The organism is Burkholderia sp. S-53 (genome assembly GCF_025560745.1).
Lineage (GTDB): Bacteria > Pseudomonadota > Gammaproteobacteria > Burkholderiales > Burkholderiaceae > Burkholderia > Burkholderia pyrrocinia.
The window spans coordinates 2,567,843-2,583,843 of sequence record NZ_CP090484.1; the positions used below are offsets into that span (position 1 = coordinate 2,567,843).

At 67.8% G+C, this 16,001-nt stretch carries 16 protein-coding genes; 2 read left to right on the forward strand and 14 right to left on the reverse strand.

All coding sequences use genetic code 11. The features are described from left to right. Nucleotides 1–70: 70 nt before the first annotated feature. Entirely contained in the window at nucleotides 71–2,044 is a 1,974-nt protein-coding gene (locus LXM88_RS33690) for a collagen-like triple helix repeat-containing protein (RefSeq protein WP_262543800.1), read from the reverse strand. Nucleotides 2,045–2,402: 358 nt separating this feature from the next. On the opposite strand from LXM88_RS33690, the gene LXM88_RS33695 reads away from it, so the two are divergent. Beyond that, on the forward strand, nucleotides 2,403–2,801 hold the full coding sequence (locus LXM88_RS33695; RefSeq protein ID WP_262543801.1) for a carboxymuconolactone decarboxylase family protein: 399 nt from the start codon (nucleotides 2,403–2,405) through the stop codon (nucleotides 2,799–2,801). Nucleotides 2,802–2,855: 54 nt separating this feature from the next. On the opposite strand, the gene LXM88_RS33700 is transcribed toward LXM88_RS33695, so the two are convergent. The 3 genes from LXM88_RS33700 to LXM88_RS33710 are packed head-to-tail and all read right to left on the reverse strand — an operon-like array spanning nucleotide 2,856 to nucleotide 6,323. Then, the gene (locus LXM88_RS33700; RefSeq protein WP_262543803.1) at nucleotides 2,856–3,842 is read right to left on the reverse strand and encodes an alpha/beta fold hydrolase; all 987 of its coding nucleotides are present in this window, start codon (nucleotides 3,840–3,842) and stop codon (nucleotides 2,856–2,858) included. 7 nt (nucleotides 3,843–3,849) lie between these two features. Then, on the reverse strand, nucleotides 3,850–5,424 hold the full coding sequence (locus tag LXM88_RS33705) for a flavin-containing monooxygenase (RefSeq protein ID WP_262543804.1): 1,575 nt from the start codon (nucleotides 5,422–5,424) through the stop codon (nucleotides 3,850–3,852). Then, nucleotides 5,421–6,323: an SDR family NAD(P)-dependent oxidoreductase gene (locus LXM88_RS33710; protein ID WP_262543805.1), complete on the reverse strand. Its 903-nt coding sequence runs from the start codon at nucleotides 6,321–6,323 to the stop codon at nucleotides 5,421–5,423. Before LXM88_RS33710 ends, LXM88_RS33705 begins: the two co-directional genes overlap by 4 nt. Nucleotides 6,324–6,426: 103 nt before the next feature. Here LXM88_RS33710 and LXM88_RS33715 point away from each other — a divergent pair, with 103 nt between their 5' ends. Then, complete coding sequence (locus LXM88_RS33715) at nucleotides 6,427–7,068, forward strand: TetR/AcrR family transcriptional regulator (RefSeq protein ID WP_262543806.1); 642 nt, start codon at nucleotides 6,427–6,429, stop codon at nucleotides 7,066–7,068. A gap of 320 nt (nucleotides 7,069–7,388) precedes the next feature. Here LXM88_RS33715 and LXM88_RS33720 read toward each other — a convergent pair whose 3' ends face one another. The 10 genes from LXM88_RS33720 to LXM88_RS33765 form a co-directional block, all read right to left on the reverse strand. After that, nucleotides 7,389–7,652, reverse strand: a complete 264-nt coding sequence (locus tag LXM88_RS33720; protein WP_262543807.1) for a fucose-binding lectin protein — start codon at nucleotides 7,650–7,652, stop codon at nucleotides 7,389–7,391. Between the two features lie 248 nt (nucleotides 7,653–7,900). Further along, on the reverse strand, nucleotides 7,901–8,797 hold the full coding sequence (locus LXM88_RS33725; protein ID WP_262543808.1) for a LysR substrate-binding domain-containing protein: 897 nt from the start codon (nucleotides 8,795–8,797) through the stop codon (nucleotides 7,901–7,903). 77 nt (nucleotides 8,798–8,874) lie between these two features. Continuing rightward, nucleotides 8,875–9,600, reverse strand: coding sequence for an amino acid ABC transporter ATP-binding protein (locus LXM88_RS33730; RefSeq protein ID WP_262543809.1), 726 nt, complete (start codon nucleotides 9,598–9,600; stop codon nucleotides 8,875–8,877). A 40-nt stretch (nucleotides 9,601–9,640) separates the two neighbouring features. Then, on the reverse strand, nucleotides 9,641–10,297 hold the full coding sequence (locus LXM88_RS33735; protein ID WP_262543810.1) for an amino acid ABC transporter permease: 657 nt from the start codon (nucleotides 10,295–10,297) through the stop codon (nucleotides 9,641–9,643). Continuing rightward, a complete protein-coding gene (locus LXM88_RS33740) occupies nucleotides 10,294–11,058 on the reverse strand; it encodes an amino acid ABC transporter permease (protein WP_262543812.1) in 765 nt (254 codons plus the stop codon). The genes LXM88_RS33735 and LXM88_RS33740 overlap by 4 nt, the downstream gene beginning before the upstream one ends. Nucleotides 11,059–11,101: 43 nt before the next feature. After that, on the reverse strand, nucleotides 11,102–11,923 hold the full coding sequence (locus LXM88_RS33745; protein WP_262543813.1) for a transporter substrate-binding domain-containing protein: 822 nt from the start codon (nucleotides 11,921–11,923) through the stop codon (nucleotides 11,102–11,104). A 40-nt stretch (nucleotides 11,924–11,963) separates the two neighbouring features. After that, the gene (locus tag LXM88_RS33750) at nucleotides 11,964–13,037 is read right to left on the reverse strand and encodes an ABC transporter ATP-binding protein (protein ID WP_262543814.1); all 1,074 of its coding nucleotides are present in this window, start codon (nucleotides 13,035–13,037) and stop codon (nucleotides 11,964–11,966) included. 35 nt (nucleotides 13,038–13,072) lie between these two features. Continuing rightward, a complete protein-coding gene (locus LXM88_RS33755) occupies nucleotides 13,073–13,915 on the reverse strand; it encodes an ABC transporter permease (protein ID WP_262543815.1) in 843 nt (280 codons plus the stop codon). After that, on the reverse strand, nucleotides 13,912–14,832 hold the full coding sequence (locus LXM88_RS33760; protein ID WP_262543816.1) for an ABC transporter permease: 921 nt from the start codon (nucleotides 14,830–14,832) through the stop codon (nucleotides 13,912–13,914). Before LXM88_RS33760 ends, LXM88_RS33755 begins: the two co-directional genes overlap by 4 nt. Before the next feature lie 4 nt (nucleotides 14,833–14,836). Next, the gene (locus tag LXM88_RS33765) at nucleotides 14,837–15,934 is read right to left on the reverse strand and encodes an ABC transporter substrate-binding protein (RefSeq protein ID WP_262543818.1); all 1,098 of its coding nucleotides are present in this window, start codon (nucleotides 15,932–15,934) and stop codon (nucleotides 14,837–14,839) included. Nucleotides 15,935–16,001 lie beyond the last annotated feature (67 nt).

The window sequence follows — 16,001 nt, forward strand, 5'->3', positions numbered from 1 at the left end:
GCCGGCCTTCGGCCGGGCTTTGTGTTGATGCGTGCCCGGCCATTGGCCTGTGGTTCTGGTAGGTAAAGCGTTACTTCTTGGTGCCGCCGCCCAGCAGACCGCCGAGCAGGTTCGTCACCGGCGACAGCAGGCTGCCTGCACCGCCCGCGGCAGCGCCGCTCGAGCTGCCGGTCAGGCCGGCCGCCACGGTGCCGCTGCCGGCCGGCGTCGCCGCCGTGCCGGTTGCGCCGCCGGAGCTGACCGTACCGTTGGCGCCCGCCGAGCCGGCCGGCGTCGTCAGCGCGCCCGTCAGCGTGCCGACCGGGCCGCTCGTCAGCAGGCCGCCGACGTTGCCCGTCACGTTGCCTCCCGGCGTCGTGACCGTGCCGGTGAGGCTTGCGCCCAGCGGCGCCAGCGAATTGACGAGGTTGGTGACCGGCGCCAGCAGGCCTCCGACGCCCGAGCTACCGGTGCCGCTGGTGCCACTCGTGCCGCCGGTTCCGCTCGTGCCGCTCGTACCGAGACCGCCGAGCGCGCCCGTCACCGTGCCGAGGAGGCCCGTGACCGGCGCGAGCGGGCCGCCGCTGGTACCACTGGTACCGCCGGTACCACTCGAGCTGCTGCCGCCGCCGAGCCCGCCCGTCAGCGTACCGAGCAGACCGGTAACCGGGGCGAGCGGGTTGGTGCCGCTGCTGGAGCTGCCGCTGGACAGCAGGCCGCCGGCCGACGTCACCGTGTTGCCGAGCTGGGACACACCGTTGCCGGTGCTCGTGCCGACCGGGTTGCCGGTCGCGCTGCCGACCTGCGAACCGGCGAGGCCGAGGCCGCTGCCGAGCGTGCTCAGCAGTCCGCTGAGCGGGGCGCCGAGCATGGTTGCGCCGCCGAGCGTCTGCGTGGCGCCAGGCGTCGTGACGCCGCCGGTCAGCGTGTTCGTGATCGGGTTGATCACGCCGCCGAGCTGCGTCCCGAGTTGCTGGACCGGTGCGCTGTTCACCGCGGTATTCAGCGCCGATGCGGTCGAGTTGACCGCATTGCCGACCGTGTTGACGAGACTGCCGACCAGGGTCGTCGCCGGCGCGAGCGGCGACAGCGGACCGGTGCCGAGGCTCGTCACTGCGTTGCCGAGGTTGTTGACCGCGCCGCCGGCGCCGGTCAGCAGGCCGGTGGTCGACGTGAGCGTCGGGCCGAGCGGGTTCGGCGACACGCCGATCGAGCCGAGGCCGGCCGCGACGCCGTTGCCGAGCGACTGCACGCCGTTGCCGAGGCTCGTGACCGCGTTGCCGATGCTGGTGGCCGTCGCCGGGTTCGTGCCGGGGACCTGCACGCCGCCGATCTGCGCGCCGCCGTTCGCGACCGTCGTGCCGAGCGCCGTCACGAGGTTGCCGGATTGCTGGAGGACATTGCCGAGCGGGGTGCCGGAGGTACCGGAAGTGCCTGACGTACCGGAAGTACCCGACGTACCGGAAGTACCCGACGTACCGGAGGTGCCCGAGGTACCGGAGGTGCCCGAGGTACCGGAAGTGCCCGAGGTGCCGGAAGTGCCCGAGGTACCGGAGGTGCCCGAGGTACCGGAAGTGCCCGAGGTGCCGGAAGTGCCCGACGTACCGGAAGTACCCGACGTACCGGAGGTGCCCGAGGTACCGGAAGTACCCGAGGTGCCGGAAGTGCCCGAGGTACCGGAAGTACCCGAGGTACCGGAGGTGCCCGACGTACCGGAAGTGCCAGAGGTACCGGAGGTGCCCGAGGTACCGGAAGTGCCCGAGGTACCGGAAGTGCCCGACGTACCGGAGGTGCCCGAGGTACCGGAGGTGCCCGACGTACCGGAAGTGCCCGAGGTGCCGGAAGTACCCGACGTACCGGAGGTGCCCGAGGTGCCGGAACTACCCGACGTCCCCGAGCTACCGCCGCCCGACGTACCGGACGTCCCCGAAGTGCCGCCGCCCCCCGACGTGCTCGGCTTGATCGACGGCGTCGTCGTCGGTCCGTCGACCGAGCCGCAACCGTACAGCGTGAGCAGCGACAGGACGGCCATCGTTACCGTCGTCTTCTTGAAGATATTGTGCATGTTGGCCTCGACATTGGAAGTGTGTCCAAGCCTCCACTGCAATTTCCGCGCCACGACAACGTTCGCGAAAAGGTATCGCGCTTTGTTGCGGGAATCGGGGGTATCAACGCGATTTAAACGGAGTAATGGCGGATTCGCGCGACGGGTGCGCGCGGTACTCTGGCGTCGAGGTTGCGATGTTCCGGTAAGGCGCCGTAACGCGCGGCCGGATGTTACGTAGCGTTCGACAGGCCGTTACGCGAACGGTGGCGAACCGAGGGCCGCATCTTTGACGAATCGCGCCGCCCCCGTGAACATGGCGCGAAATCCCCGGCCGTCGGCGACACCGACGCGGCCACGACTTCAACAGGACACGGACATGAGCGAACAGGACAGGGAACACGGCAAGGCGCGGCGGATCGACGTGATGGGCGAGGCGTTCGTCGAGCGCGCGATGCGCGACCTCGACGGATTCTCGCGTCCGTTGCAGAACTGGCTGAACGAACACGCGTGGGGCAGCACGTGGCAGCGGGGCGGGATCGACCTGAAGACGCGCAGCCTGTGCACGTGCGCGATGCTGGCGGCGCTCGGCCGTGGCACGGAACTGAAGGGTCACATTCGCGGCGCGCTCAACAACGGCGCGAGTCTCGTCGAGATCCGCGAGGTGCTGCTGCACAGCGCGCTGTATGCGGGCGCGCCGGCCGCGGTCGAGGCATTCCGCAACGCGCGCGAGGTGATCGCGGATCTCGGGCTGGCGGTGCCCGACGACGAAGCCTGATTCCGCCGCAGCGCTGGCTGCACGGCACTGAATCAGGCCCCGCGTCGCTCCCGCTCAGGACTCGACACGCGTCGCTTGCGTGGCGGCATCGGCCGGCGCCGCGGCGACTTCGAGCAGCCAGTCGGCCGTCGCATCCGGAATCGTGACCGGCAGCATGTGCCCGCCCTCGACGACCTTCAGCCGCACACGCGCCGATTTCTTCGCGAGCGCGTCGCCGTGCTCGCGCCAGTTCAGGATCGGATCGGCGCGGCCATACAGCACGTCGACCGGCAGTGTGAGATCCGCGTAGCGGCGCTCCATCGCGGGCAGGTCGACGGGCGCCGACAGCAGGTCGGTCGCGGTCGCGTAGAACACATGCGGCCGCATTCCGAGCAGCCCGCCGCCCTTGGTGGGGAAGTCGCGCGGCACGTCTTCCGGCGCGAACACCTGGCGCACGGCCTTGCGGCCGGTCAGGATCGTCAGCGGGATGGCAAAGGTCCACGACACGAAACGGCGCACCAGCGGCGACGGCAGCATCAGCGGCCGGAACGGCGCCGGCGGCTCGGATTGCTCGTGCGACAGCGGCGCGATCAGCGCCAGCCGGCTCACACGGTCCGGATGGTTGAGGCCGACCGCGAGCGCGATCGCGCCGCCGAGCGAATGGCCGACGAGCACGGGCTTGTCGAGCCGCAGCGCGTCGATGAATGCGGCGACCGTGCGCGCCTGCGCGAACACGTTCGCCTGCGAGCCCGTGCCGCGGGTCGAGCGGCCGGCGCCGGGCCGGTCGATGAGGATCACGCGATGCCGCTGCGCGAGCCGCGCGAGCGGCAGGTACGCGAAGTTGCGCAGCTGCCCCGCGAGCCCGTGGACGAACACGATCGGCGGGCCGTTGCCGTATTCGACGTAGTGGATGCGGTCGCCGCCGATGTCGACGAAGCGGCCTTCGGGCGGGAACGCGCGCGTCACGCGGCGGGCGACGTAGCCGGAAAACAGCGCGAGCGCGGCGAGCACCGCGACGCCGCCGAGCAGCACGTTCTGGATCAGATGGAGCGTATGGGTCATGTCGGTCTCACCGGGTTTCGAGTGCGGGTTCGGCAACCGGCGCGGTGGCGGCCGGGCCGGATTTCGCGCGGCGTTCGAAATGCATCGCCGCATCGGCGAGCGCGCCGAACTTCAGCGATGCGAGATCGAGCACGTAGTTCTGGTGGAATTTCCACGGCTTGCGGTGGCCCTGCTTCGGCAGGATGCCGGCCGCGCGCTGGATGTAGCCCGAGCTCAGGTTGACGGCCGGCACGTCGCCGAGATCGCCGGCGCCGAGCCGCGGCACGCACGTGTCATAGCCGTTCGCGCGCATGTAGTTGAGCAGCCGGCACACGTAGCGCGCGATCAGCTCGGCCTTCAGCGTCCACGATGCATTCGTGTAGCCGAACGACGATGCAAGGTTCGGCACGTCGCTGTACATCATTCCCTTGTACGACACGGTCTCCGGCAGGTCGACCGCGCGGCCGTCGACCGTGACGCGCGCGCCGCCGAGCATCTTCACCTTCAGCCCGGTCGCGGTGACGATCACGTCCGCGTCGAGCTGCTGGCCGCTCTTCAGCTGGAGGCCGGTCGGCGTGAAGCGCTCGATCTCGTCGGTGACGATCGACGCGCGGCCCGCGCGGATCGACTTGAACAGGTCGCCGTCCGGCACGAGGCACACGCGCTGGTCCCACGGCATGTAGCGCGGCGTCAGGTGCTTCGCGACGTCGAAGCCGGGGCCGAGCTGCTTGCCGGCCGCGCGGATGATGAACTTCTTCGTCTGGTCGGGCTTGCGGCGCGACACGTTGTACAGGTACATCGTCAGCAGCACGTTCTTCACGCGCACGAGCCGGTGCGCGAGCCGCGACGGCAGCACGCGGCGCAGCGCGTTCGCAATCCTGTCGCGCGCGGGCAGCGACACGATGTAGGTCGGCGAGCGCTGCAGCATCGTCACGTGCCGCGCGTCGGCCGCCATCGACGGCACGAGCGTGACGGCCGTCGCGCCGCTGCCGATCACGACGACGCGCCGGTTCGCGTAGGACAGATCCTTGGGCCAGTGCTGCGGATGCACGAGCTTGCCCTCGAACGTGTCCATGCCGGGCCAGTCGGGCCGGTAGCCGGCGTCGTAGTCGTAATAGCCGCTGCACATGAACAGGAAGCGGCAGGTGGTCACGAGCGTGTCGGTCGCGCCGTCGCGGGTGCGTTCGATGCGTACCGTCCAGCGCGCGCGGTTCGAGTCCCAATCGGCCGCGACGACTTTCTGGCCGTAGCGGATCGTCTTGTCGATCCCGCAGGTTCGTGCGGTATCGCGGATGTAGTCGAGGATCGTCTGGCCGTCCGAGATTGCCTTGTCGCTGTGCCACGGGCGGAAGCTGTAGCCGAGCGTAAACATGTCGGAATCCGAACGGACGCCCGGATAGCGGAACAGGTCCCAGGTGCCGCCGATCGCGTCGCGCGCCTCGACGATCGCGACGCTCGCATGCGGGCAGCGCTGTTTCAGGTGATACGCGGCGCCGATGCCGGACAGGCCGGCGCCGACGATCAGCACGTCGAGGTCGTTGCCGTCGCCGGAGCGCGCGGCGGGGGCGGGCGGCGCGTCGCACCGGTCGGTCGTCGAGGTCATGCGGGGTCCTTGGTGGGCGTGGTCGGGAGGGCGGCCGGGGTGCGGGTGCGCCCGAGATTGCGTGCGCGCGCGCGGCGCACGTGGCGCAGCATCAGCCGCTGGTAACCCGCGCCGAGCACGCGCGCGATCCGGTCGAGGCGGCGCGCGTCGGCGCCGACGAGCACGCGGCGCGCATTGCGCTCGACGCCCGCGAGGATCTGCCGCGCGGCATCGTCGGCCGTCGTCGCGTTGATCAGGCGGTTCGCCTGCCGGCGATGGGTCGCTTCGTCCTGGCCCGTGAGCGCGTGGATGCTGGTATCGACGCGGCCCGCATCGACGATGTTCGTCGCGACGCCGCCCGGATGCACGCAGGTCGCGCTCACCGGCACGCAGTCGAGCTCGAGCTCCATCCTGAGCGCCTCGGTGAAGCCGCGCACCGCGAACTTGGTGGCGTTGTACGCGCTTTGGGTCGGCATCGCGACGAGCCCGAACAGGCTCGACGTGTTGACGACGTGGCCGTCGCCCGACGCGCGCAGGTGCGGCAGGAACGCCTGCGTGCCATGCACGACGCCCCAGAAATTGATGCCGACGATCCATTCGAGATCGGCGATGCGCGCGGTTTCGGCGCTGGCGGCCAGCGACACGCCCGCGTTGTTGAAGATCAGGTTGACCTTGCCGTGTTCGGCGCGGACGAAATCGGCCCACGCGAATACCGCGTTGCGATCGGCGACGTCGAGCCGCCGCGTGCTCACGCGCACGCCGTGCTGTGCACAGGCGGCCGCCGTGCCGGCGAGCCCGGTTTCGCTGACGTCGGCGAGCGCGATTTCGCAGCCGCACCGCGCGAGCTCGACCGCGAGGCTGCGGCCCATGCCCGAACCGGCGCCCGTGATCGCGGCGACCTTGCCGGAAAACCCGTTCATCCGTTGCTCCTCCCGTTCCGCTTGTGCTGCGCTGGCGGCGCGGCTATTGTGGTGTTGGTCGTCACCACTTTAGTTTTCGGGTGTCCTGATGTCAAATAGCGGAATGGAGAAAGCACTCGAAACAGAAAAACGGGGCCGGTCGTATGGCGGCGTGGCGCCCGAGGTGCGTGCCGCCGAGCGGCGCGACGCACTGATTCGCGCGGCGACGCGCGTGTTCGGCACGGTCGGGTTCCGCAAGGCGACCGTGCGGTCGATCTGCCGGGAAGCGAAGCTGAACGATCGCTATTTCTACGCAGCGTTCGACAGCACCGAGGATTTGCTGCGCTGCACCTACCTGCATCACGCGCAGCAACTGCATAACGCGGTCGCGCAGGCGGTCGCCGCGCGCGGTGGCGATCTGCACGAGAGCGTCGACGCGGGGCTCGCCGCGTTCTTCGCGTTCCTGCGCGATCCGTGCGCCGCCCGCGTGCTGCTGCTCGAGGTGATGGGCGTGAGCGCGGATACCGACATGACGTACCAGCGCATGCTGATCGACTTCGGCAAGCTGATCATGGCGATCGGCGCGCCGCACGAGGCCGCGACACCCGCGGAGCGCACCGAGCAGCGGCTGATCGGGCTCGCGCTCGTCGGCGCGATGACGAACGTCGGCGCGGCGTGGCTGCTCACCGGCTATCGCGATCCGGAAGCGCAGATGGTCGCCAGTTGCAGGAAGGTGCTGCTGGGGACGTTGCGGGAGATCGGCTGACGGGATGGCATCCGGCTGGGCGTGCCTCTCCCGGCAATTGCAGGCTGGAAATGAAAATAAAACGGCATTCACACGGCGCGCGGGACGTCGTGTTGTCCTTTGGTGCGATTTAGTCGTCTTTTTAATAAATAAAAGGCGATCGATTTTTTTGGGGTGGTGAATAAATGTCAGTAAATTGTCATTGTTTTTGATTCCGATTCCATGTGGCGATGAATTGATGAAAATAATGAGGGGCGAATTAAAAAACGGCGCAATGCAAAAGGTCAGCTCGCATTGCGCCGATCATGGCGCGAAACCCTTCGCGCCTCAGGCACGCCCAATTACGAACCCGTGTATCCGCCCCGGGTCCAGCCGTCGCCGTCCCAGCAATACTCGGTCGTGGTACCGCCGCTCGTTGCGTACACACGGATGTGAATGGCGCTCCCGACCAGCCAGCACGTGGCGGACACGTTGTCGCCGGCCTGGTTGAACGCTCCCGTGTACCAGTTCGCCCCGTCGTAGCAGCGTTCGGTGATCTTGTTGCCGTTGGCCGTGTAGACACGAATCGACGGCGTGGTTCCCCATGAAATTGCAGCAGTTTGCATTTCCAGACTCCTTGCTCGATTGAATAAAGCGGGGAATTGAAGCGTTTCGGTAAACGCGAATTTGCGTATTACCGGGAATAAGGTTAGTAGAAAATCTGGAAAGCGATACGTGATTTTTATGATAAATAAAAGGGCGTATTTGTTCCGGGCAGGAAAGCTCCGCGCAAGGAGAGTGCAGGCGGCGTAAGAACGCGCGGCGATCCGGATTCAGCTTGCCGCGCGTTTCGATCGTGTCGAGCGCCGCCGGCTCAGGCCGGCGCGACGCTCGTCGCGCGCTCGCGTTCGTCCGCGATCCAGTCGCCGAACAGCCGAATCTTCTGTTGCTGTTCGACACCGTCCGGATACACGAAGTAGTAGCCCATACCCGTCGGCAGCGACACGTCGAACGGCATCACGAGCCGATGTGCCGCCACGCTTTCGTCGACGAGCGACCGGTCACCGATCGCGATGCCGTAGCCGTCGATCGCCGCATGCGTCGCGAGGTCGAGCGTCTCGAAGCTCAGCCCGCGAGTCGAGTCGATGTGCGGTGCGCCGGCATGTGCGAGCCAGCGTTTCCAGTCCCGGTGGTCGCGAGTCGGATGCAGCAGCGTATGGCCGGCCAGGTCGTCGAGGGTCGCGAGCGGGTGCCGGTCCAGCAAGCCCGGCGCACACACGGGCGTGAGCCGTTCTTCGAACAGCGGGATCGCACGCATGTCGGGACCGGCGCCGGGGGCGTAGATCACCGCGGCGTCGAACGGCTCCATGCGGAAATCGACATGGTGGCCCCAGGTCGTCGTGATCTGCACCTGGAGTTCGGGGTGTTCGGACTGGAATCGCATGATCCGCGGCAGCATCCACTGCATCATGCAGGTCGGCACCTTCAGCGCGAGTTCGGTGCGCCGGCGCGACAGGCGCATCGATACCTCTTCGATGCGCGCGAAGCTTTCGCGGACGGTCGGCAGCAGCAGTTCGCCTTCCGCCGTCAGCGTCAGGCCTTTCGGCGTGCGCTTGAACAGCGGAAACTGGTAGAAGCTCTCGAGCGCGAGGATCTGCCGGCTCACGGCGCCCTGGGTCAGGCACAGGTGCTCGGCGGCGCGCGTGAAGCTGCCGTGGTGCGCGACGATGTCGAAGATCTGCAGCGCGTTGAGGGAGGGAAGTCGTCTCATCGGGAAGGCTGGCGTCGAACAGGCGATCGGGCGGGGCAGGTGCGGCGCGTCGGGCGGGGCGCGTGCATGGCTGCCGCTCAGTGCAGGATCTTCGCGAGGAAGTCCTTCGCGCGTTCCGATTTCGGATTCGAGAAGAAATCGTCCTTGCGGTCGTCCTCGACGATCGCGCCCTTGTCCATGAAGATCACGCGATGCGCGACCTTCTTCGCGAAGCCCATCTCGTGCGTGACGACCATCATCGTCATCCCTTCCTGCGCGAGTTCGACCATCACGTCGAGCACTTCGTTGATCATCTCGGGATCGAGCGCGGACGTCGGTTCGTCGAACAGCATCGCGATCGGGTCCATCGACAGCGCGCGCGCGATCGCGACACGCTGCTGCTGGCCGCCCGACAGCTGGCCCGGATACTTGTGCGCATGCGCCTTCAGGCCGACGCGATCGAGCAGCTTCATGCCCTTGTCGGCCGCTTCGTCCTTGCCGCGGCCGAGCACCTTGATCTGCGCGAGCGTCAGGTTCTCGGTGATCGACAGGTGCGGGAACAGCTCGAAATGCTGGAACACCATCCCGACCTTCGAGCGCAGCTTCGACAGGTTCGTCTTCCTGTCGCCGACCGACTGGCCGTTCACGAGGATCTCGCCCTGCTGGAACGGCTCGAGGCCGTTGACGGTCTTGATCAGCGTCGACTTGCCGGAGCCCGACGGGCCGCACACGACGACCACTTCGCCTTTCCTGACCTCGGTCGTGCAGTCGGTGAGAACCTGAAACTGGCCGTACCACTTCGAAACGTTGCTGATGGAAATCATGTCGGACCCTGAATCGTAATGAGGCGCGCGCGGCGCCGGTTCAGCGCGCTTTCGCGACACGATGGCGTCGCTCGAGCGTGCGCGCGTACCACGTCAACGGGAAGCACATCGCGAAGTAGAGCAGTGCAACCATCGCGTAGATCGGAAACGGCTTGAACACCGCGTTGGTGATGATGTTGCCGGTCTTGGTGAGCTCGGTCAGCCCGATGATCGACGTGAGTGCGGTGCTCTTCACCGCCTGCACGAGAAAGCCGACGGTCGGCGGCAGCGCGATCTTCCATGCTTGCGGCCAGACCGCGTAGCGCAGCTGCTGCGTCCACGTCATGCCGAGACTCGCTGCGGCATTCCACTGGCCGCGGGGCACGGCGTCGACGCAGCCGCGCCAGATGTCGGCCAGATAGGCGCTCGCGTTCAGCGTCAGCACGACCGAGGCGGCGATCCACGGCGTCACGTCGATGCCGACGAGCGGCAGTCCGAAGAAACCGAGGAACAACTGCATCAGCAGCGGCGTGCCCTGAAACACCTCGACGTACAGGCTCACGAAACGACGCAGCGCCGGCACCGGCGATACGCGCATCGCGAGCAGCACGAACCCGGCCAGGCCGCCGCCGGCGAACGTGATCAGCGACAGCAGAACGGTCCAGCGCGCGGCGAGCAGCAGGTTCCGCGCAATGTCCCAGAGAGTGAATTCGATCATCGTGCACGCTCCGTCGGGACGCGGGTTTCGGGGAGGCGGGTGCGCCGCATGATGCGGGCAACGCGCGCGCGTCGGGGTGCCGCGGCCGCACCGTGCGGCGCGCGGCCCGTGAAGAGCCGGCGGCCGGCGCGATTGAGCAGCACGCGCAGCGCGATCGACAGCAGCAGGTAGATCGCAGTAACGACGATGTAGATCTCGAACGCGCGGAAGTTGCGCGACTGGATGAAGTTCGCCGCGTACGTCAGGTCGGGTACCGAGATCTGCGACACGACGGCCGAGCCCAGCATCACGATCAGCACCTGCCCGAGCAACGCGGGATACACGTTCGCGAGCGCCTGCGGCAGCACGACGTGGCCGAACACCTGGCGGCCCTGCAGCCCGAGCGCCTGCGCGGCCTGGGCCTGTCCGTGCGGCACCGATTCGATGCCGGCGCGCAGGATCTCGACCGCATAGGCGCCGAGGTTGACCGTCATCGCCAGCACGGCCGCCTGCGCTTCGTCGATATGCACGCCGATACCGGGTAGGCCGAAGAAGATGAAGAACAGCTGGACCAGGAACGGCGTGTTGCGGATCAACTCGACATAGGTCGCGACGAGCGCGCGCGCCCAGCGGGGGCCGGCGAGCGAGGTCCATGCGCCGGCCGTGCCGATCAGGCCGCCGAGCACGGTGGAGGCCGCGGTGAGGCCGAGCGTCACGCCGATCCCGCGCGCGAGCATGCCGGCGTACAGGCCGAAATCGCTGAAATCGAACACGTAGGTCATCGCGGTGCCTCGGGTCGTGAATGCAGGGCGGGTACGGAGCGCATCACAGGTCGGCCGGCAGCGCCGCATGCAGCCACTTCTGCGACAGCGTGTTCAGCGTGCCGTTCTGTTTCGCGCCGGCGATCGCGTCGTTGACCTTCTGCATCAGGCGCGGCTCGTTCTTGTTCAGGCCGACGTGATCGGGCGAACTGAACAGCGAGAACTTCTGCTCCGGGTCGATCGAAGGATGGCGGGCGATGATCGTCGCACCGACGTCGTTGCCGACCACGAGCAGTTGCGCCTGTCCCGACAGGAAGGCGGCGATCGCGCCGTTCGGATCGTCGAAGCGCTTGATCGTCGCGCTCGGCGGCGCGACCTTGCTCACGCTCAGGTCCTCGAGCGTGCCGCGCGCGACCGCGACCGATTTGCCGGCGAGGTCGGCGGTGCCCTTCACGGCGAGCGATTTCGGGCCGAATACCGCGAGATAGTACGGCGCGTACGCGTTCGAGAAGTCGATCACCTTCGCGCGCTCGGGCGTCTGGCCGACCGACAGCAGCATGTCGGTCTTGCGGTCGGCAAGGTATGCCATCCGGTTGTCGCCGGTGACCTGCACGAGCTCGACCTTCGCGTTGAGCGCCTTGCCGAGCAGGTTGGCCATGTCGATGTCATAGCCTTGCGGCTTCATGTCGGCGCCGATCGAGCCGAACGGCGGATAGTCCTCGAACACGCCAATGCGTACGACCCCGGATTTCGCGATCGTGTCGAGTGCGTCGGCATGCGCGAGCGGTGCGAAGGCGGCGAGCCCCGCGCCGGTGCACGCGCAGAGGAGGGCGGTACGGGCGAGCAGGCGCCGCACGAGACGGGTGGCTTGGGTCGATGCGTTCATGGTGAGATCCTTGTCGCTGCGGTGGTGAAAGGGGAGGGTGTCAGGCGCCGCGTGCGGCGATCAGCTTGCAGGCGCGTGCCGGCAGTTCGGCGAATACCGGCATGCCGACGTGCAGGTCGGGCGTTTCGCGCGGCGTCGTTGCGGCCGTCAGCGTGAAGCCGCGACAATCGATCGTCGCTTCGATCGACGCGCCGACGTCGCGCACGAACGTGATCGTGCCGGCAAGCGTATTGGGCGTGGACGACGGCGCCGCGCTCGGGCGAACGCAGACGTCCTCCGGACGGATCAGCAGTCGCACGGCGTCGGCCGCCGGCTGCGGGTCCGGCGCGCGCCGGATCGTGAGCCGTTGTCCGCCCGGCAGGACAATCGCATCGTCGCCGTCGCGGGCGACCGGCAGGATGTTGCCGAGGCCGATGAAATCGGCGACGAACTCGTTGACCGGATCGCGGTAGATATCGAGCGGCCGGCCAACCTGCTGAATGCGGCCTTTGTCCATCACGACGATCTCGTCGGCCATCGTCATCGCTTCGCGCTGGTCGTGCGTGACCATGATCGTCGTGATGCCGAGCCGCTGCTGGAGCATCCGGATCTCGACCTGCATCGCCTCGCGCAGCTTCGCGTCGAGCGCCGAGAGCGGCTCGTCGAGCAGCAGCAGGCGCGGCGACGAAGCGATCGCGCGGGCAATCGCGACGCGCTGGCGTTGTCCACCGGACAGTTGCGTGACGAGCCGGTCGGCCATGTGCGGAAGCTGGATCAGCTCCAGCAGCTCGGCGACGCGCCGAGCCTGCGCGGCCCTGGCGGTCTTGCGCAGCCGCAGCGGATACGCGATGTTCTGCGCGACCGTCATGTGCGGGAACAGCGCGAGGGACTGGAACACCATGCCGAAATCGCGCTGGTTGGCGGGAACGTGCGTGAGGTCGCGGCCGGCGAACGCGATCGTGCCCGAGGTCGGCGTCTCGAGGCCGGCGATGATCCGCATCAGCGTCGTCTTGCCGCAACCCGACGGGCCGAGAAAGCAGACGAGCTTGCCGTCCGGCACGGACAGGTCGACGTGATCGACGGCATACGCCTGGTGGAAGCGCTTCGTGACGTGCTGGAGGATGAGCTGGGACATGAGGTCTCCTTGAACGGGCGAGGACGGCGCGCGGATCAGAGCGCAACGCCCTTGTCGCCGACGAGTTTTTCGAGCATCCAGATCAGCGCGAAGTCGATCGCGACGGTGAATACCGCGAAACAGAACACGGTCGGGTCGAGCGACGAGACGGTGCGGCTGTAGAGCCAGACCGGCAGCGTCATCGTGTCGACGCTGTACAGGAAGAACGTCACCGTGAATTCGTTGAACGACACGATGAAGGCGAACAGCATGCCGGCGAGGATGCCCGGCCGCATCAGCGGCAGCACGACATCGACGAGCGCGCGCAGCGGGCTCGCACCCATCAGGCACGCGGCTTCCTCGAATTCCGTGCCGATCGACGCGACCGATGCCGCGCAGTTCTTCACGGTGAACGGCAGCGTCAGGATCACGTGCGCGACCACGAGCCGCACCAGTCCGAGTTCGGCCGGCAACGCGTTGAACACGAGCAGCAGCGCGAGACCGAGCATCACGAGCGGGTAGACGATCGGCAGCGCGACCAGCTGTTCGACGAGCGCCTTGCCGCGAAAGCGATAGCGCGACAGCGCGTAGGCCGCGGGTACCGAGACGGCGGTCGCGATCAGCATCGTCGCGATCGCGACGACGAGACTCGTCGTCAGCGCGGCGCCCATCGATTGCGCGCTGCCCGCGTCGGCCGACACGAAGGTCTGCCATGCGGCGCGGTACCAGTGCAGGCTGAACTGGCGCGGCGGGAATTCGAGCGTGCCCGACGAGCCGAACGACATCGTGATCATCGTCACGATCGGCAGCGCGGCGAGGCACAGCACGAGCGTCGCGAGCGCGCCGGTCGCGCGCCCGAGGCGGCCGGGCAGCGGCGTGCGCAGCAGGAAGGCATTCATCGGGCGACCTCGTCGTGACGTTGCAGGACGCGCGCGAGGCGCACGGAAACCGCCATCGCGACGAGCGTCGCACCCATCAGCACGACGCCGGAAGCGGCGGCGGCAGGCCAGTTGAGCAAGGGCGCGACCTGGTCGTGTACGAGCACTGCGAGCATCGGCACGCGCCGGCCGCCCAGCAGCAGCGGCACCGCGAACGCGCTCGCGTTGTACGCGAACACGAGCAGCGCACCTGATACAAGGCCCGGCATCGCGAGCGGCAGCGTCACGTGCCGCAGCGTCTGCCAGCGCGTCGCGCCGAGGGTCGCGGCCGCTTCGTCGTATGCGCGGGACACCGCGCGCAGCGCGCTCGACAGCGGCAGCACGGCGAGCGGGAACGCCGTCTGGATCAGCCCGAGCAGCACACCGTGCTCGCGGTACAGCAGTTGCAACGGCCGTTCGATCAGCCCGGTCGCCAGCAACGCGCGGTTGAGCAGGCCCGCCGGCCCGAGCATGACGAGCCAGCCGTAGCCCTGCAGCAGCAGATTCACGAGCAGCGGCAGCAACACCCCGGCGAGCATCAGCCGGCGGGCGAGCCGCGATTCGGCGCGCGCCATCGCCAGCGCGACCGGGATCGCGAGCAGCACCGCGCACACCATGCTCTGGAACGCGAGGCGCAGCGTGAGCCACAGCGAGTGCGTGAAGTACGGATCGGCGAGATCGGCGTAGTTCTGCAGCGTGAACGTGCGCCATTCGTCGCCCGGCGTACCGACGCTCATCCGCAGCACGGTGAGCGTCGCGGCCGCGAGCACCGCGAGGAAGGCGAGGATCGGCGCCAGCAGCAGCCACGGTGGCACGCCGGGCAGCGGGCTTGCGGCGGCGGAACCGGCGTGGCCGACGGCGGCCGGTCCCGCGTCACGGGAGGTAGACAGCGAAGTCATGTCGTTACGCCGCGAAGAGGCTCGTATAGCGCTTGATCCACGCAGGCTGAACGACCGCGAGCGCCTTGTCGTCGTGCAGGATGGCCTTTTCCGCGATTTGTCGCGGCGACGGCACGAACGCGCGGCTTTCCGCCGGGATTACGGCCTTCGAATTCACCGGCCCGTTCAGCACGTCGGCCGCCATCCGGCCCTGCACACCCGCATCGAGCGAGTGGTTGATGAACGCGTGGATCAGGTCGAGGTCGCCCGGGTGCGCTTTCGGGATCACCGTGAACATCAACTGTGTCGCGAAGCCTTCCTTCATCCCGTACGTGACGCCCATCCTGTATTCGGGCTTGCGGATCTGGTCCGGGAAGAACGCGGGCGAATAGATGCCGCCGATGTCGAGCGAGCCGGTGCGGAACAGATCGGCGACCTGGTTCGGGTTTTCGCCGAGCGTCATCACGCGGTCCTTGAGCTCCGCGAGCTTGCGGAAGCCCGGCTCGATGTTCTGCTGGGAACCGCCGGCCAGCTTCGCGGCGACGATCGCGAGATCGACTGCCTCGGCCCATTCCGGCGGCGGCAGGAACAGGCGCCCTGCGTATTTCGGATCCCACAGCGCTTCGTAGCTCGACGGCGCGCTCTTCACGGTCGACGTGTTGTAGATCAGCCCGTCCGACCACAACAGGTAGCCGATGCCGAAGCCGTTCGCGCCCGTGCGGTACGGCGGCGCGACGTCCTTCAGGTTCGGCAGCCGGTTCAGGTCCGGCTTCGCGAGCAGGCCGGCGTCGGCGAGGCCGGCCGCGCCGACGCCGGCCAGCGTGATTACGTCGTAGGTCGGCCGCTCGCCGGCGGCCTTGACCTTGGCGACCATGCCCGAGGTGCCGTCCGCGCGGTCGGCGATCACGCGGGCGCCGGTTTGCTTGCTGAAGGTTTCCGCGATGTTGCGCAGTGCGGCCGCGCCCGTATCGTCAGACCACGTGAGCAGGCGCAGCGTCTTGCCTGCGAAGCTGCTCGACTGAGCCTTCGCAGTACTGATGAACGGCATCGGAAGGGCGGATGCGGCGAGTGCCGTGCCGAGGGTTTTGATCACCTGCCTTCTGCCCGCCTTGAAATGTTGCATGACCGTCTCCTGATGAACGATGCCGTGTGGTTCGATGCCGGTCGCCGAACGGCGGCGCGGGGTGTGG

Coding starts and splice junctions, on each gene's coding strand:
- LXM88_RS33690 (WP_262543800.1), bottom strand. CDS start 2,044: ATGCACAATATCTTCAAGAAGACGACGGTAACGATGGCCGTCCTGTCG.
- LXM88_RS33745 (WP_262543813.1), bottom strand. CDS start 11,923: ATGAACGCATCGACCCAAGCCACCCGTCTCGTGCGGCGCCTGCTCGCC.
- LXM88_RS33765 (WP_262543818.1), bottom strand. CDS start 15,934: ATGCAACATTTCAAGGCGGGCAGAAGGCAGGTGATCAAAACCCTCGGC.
- LXM88_RS33750 (WP_262543814.1), bottom strand. CDS start 13,037: ATGTCCCAGCTCATCCTCCAGCACGTCACGAAGCGCTTCCACCAGGCG.
- LXM88_RS33700 (WP_262543803.1), bottom strand. CDS start 3,842: ATGACCCATACGCTCCATCTGATCCAGAACGTGCTGCTCGGCGGCGTC.
- LXM88_RS33715 (WP_262543806.1), top strand. CDS start 6,427: ATGGAGAAAGCACTCGAAACAGAAAAACGGGGCCGGTCGTATGGCGGC.
- LXM88_RS33720 (WP_262543807.1), bottom strand. CDS start 7,652: ATGCAAACTGCTGCAATTTCATGGGGAACCACGCCGTCGATTCGTGTC.
- LXM88_RS33740 (WP_262543812.1), bottom strand. CDS start 11,058: ATGACCTACGTGTTCGATTTCAGCGATTTCGGCCTGTACGCCGGCATG.
- LXM88_RS33695 (WP_262543801.1), top strand. CDS start 2,403: ATGAGCGAACAGGACAGGGAACACGGCAAGGCGCGGCGGATCGACGTG.
- LXM88_RS33760 (WP_262543816.1), bottom strand. CDS start 14,832: ATGACTTCGCTGTCTACCTCCCGTGACGCGGGACCGGCCGCCGTCGGC.
- LXM88_RS33730 (WP_262543809.1), bottom strand. CDS start 9,600: ATGATTTCCATCAGCAACGTTTCGAAGTGGTACGGCCAGTTTCAGGTT.
- LXM88_RS33755 (WP_262543815.1), bottom strand. CDS start 13,915: ATGAATGCCTTCCTGCTGCGCACGCCGCTGCCCGGCCGCCTCGGGCGC.
- LXM88_RS33705 (WP_262543804.1), bottom strand. CDS start 5,424: ATGACCTCGACGACCGACCGGTGCGACGCGCCGCCCGCCCCCGCCGCG.
- LXM88_RS33735 (WP_262543810.1), bottom strand. CDS start 10,297: ATGATCGAATTCACTCTCTGGGACATTGCGCGGAACCTGCTGCTCGCC.
- LXM88_RS33710 (WP_262543805.1), bottom strand. CDS start 6,323: ATGAACGGGTTTTCCGGCAAGGTCGCCGCGATCACGGGCGCCGGTTCG.
- LXM88_RS33725 (WP_262543808.1), bottom strand. CDS start 8,797: ATGAGACGACTTCCCTCCCTCAACGCGCTGCAGATCTTCGACATCGTC.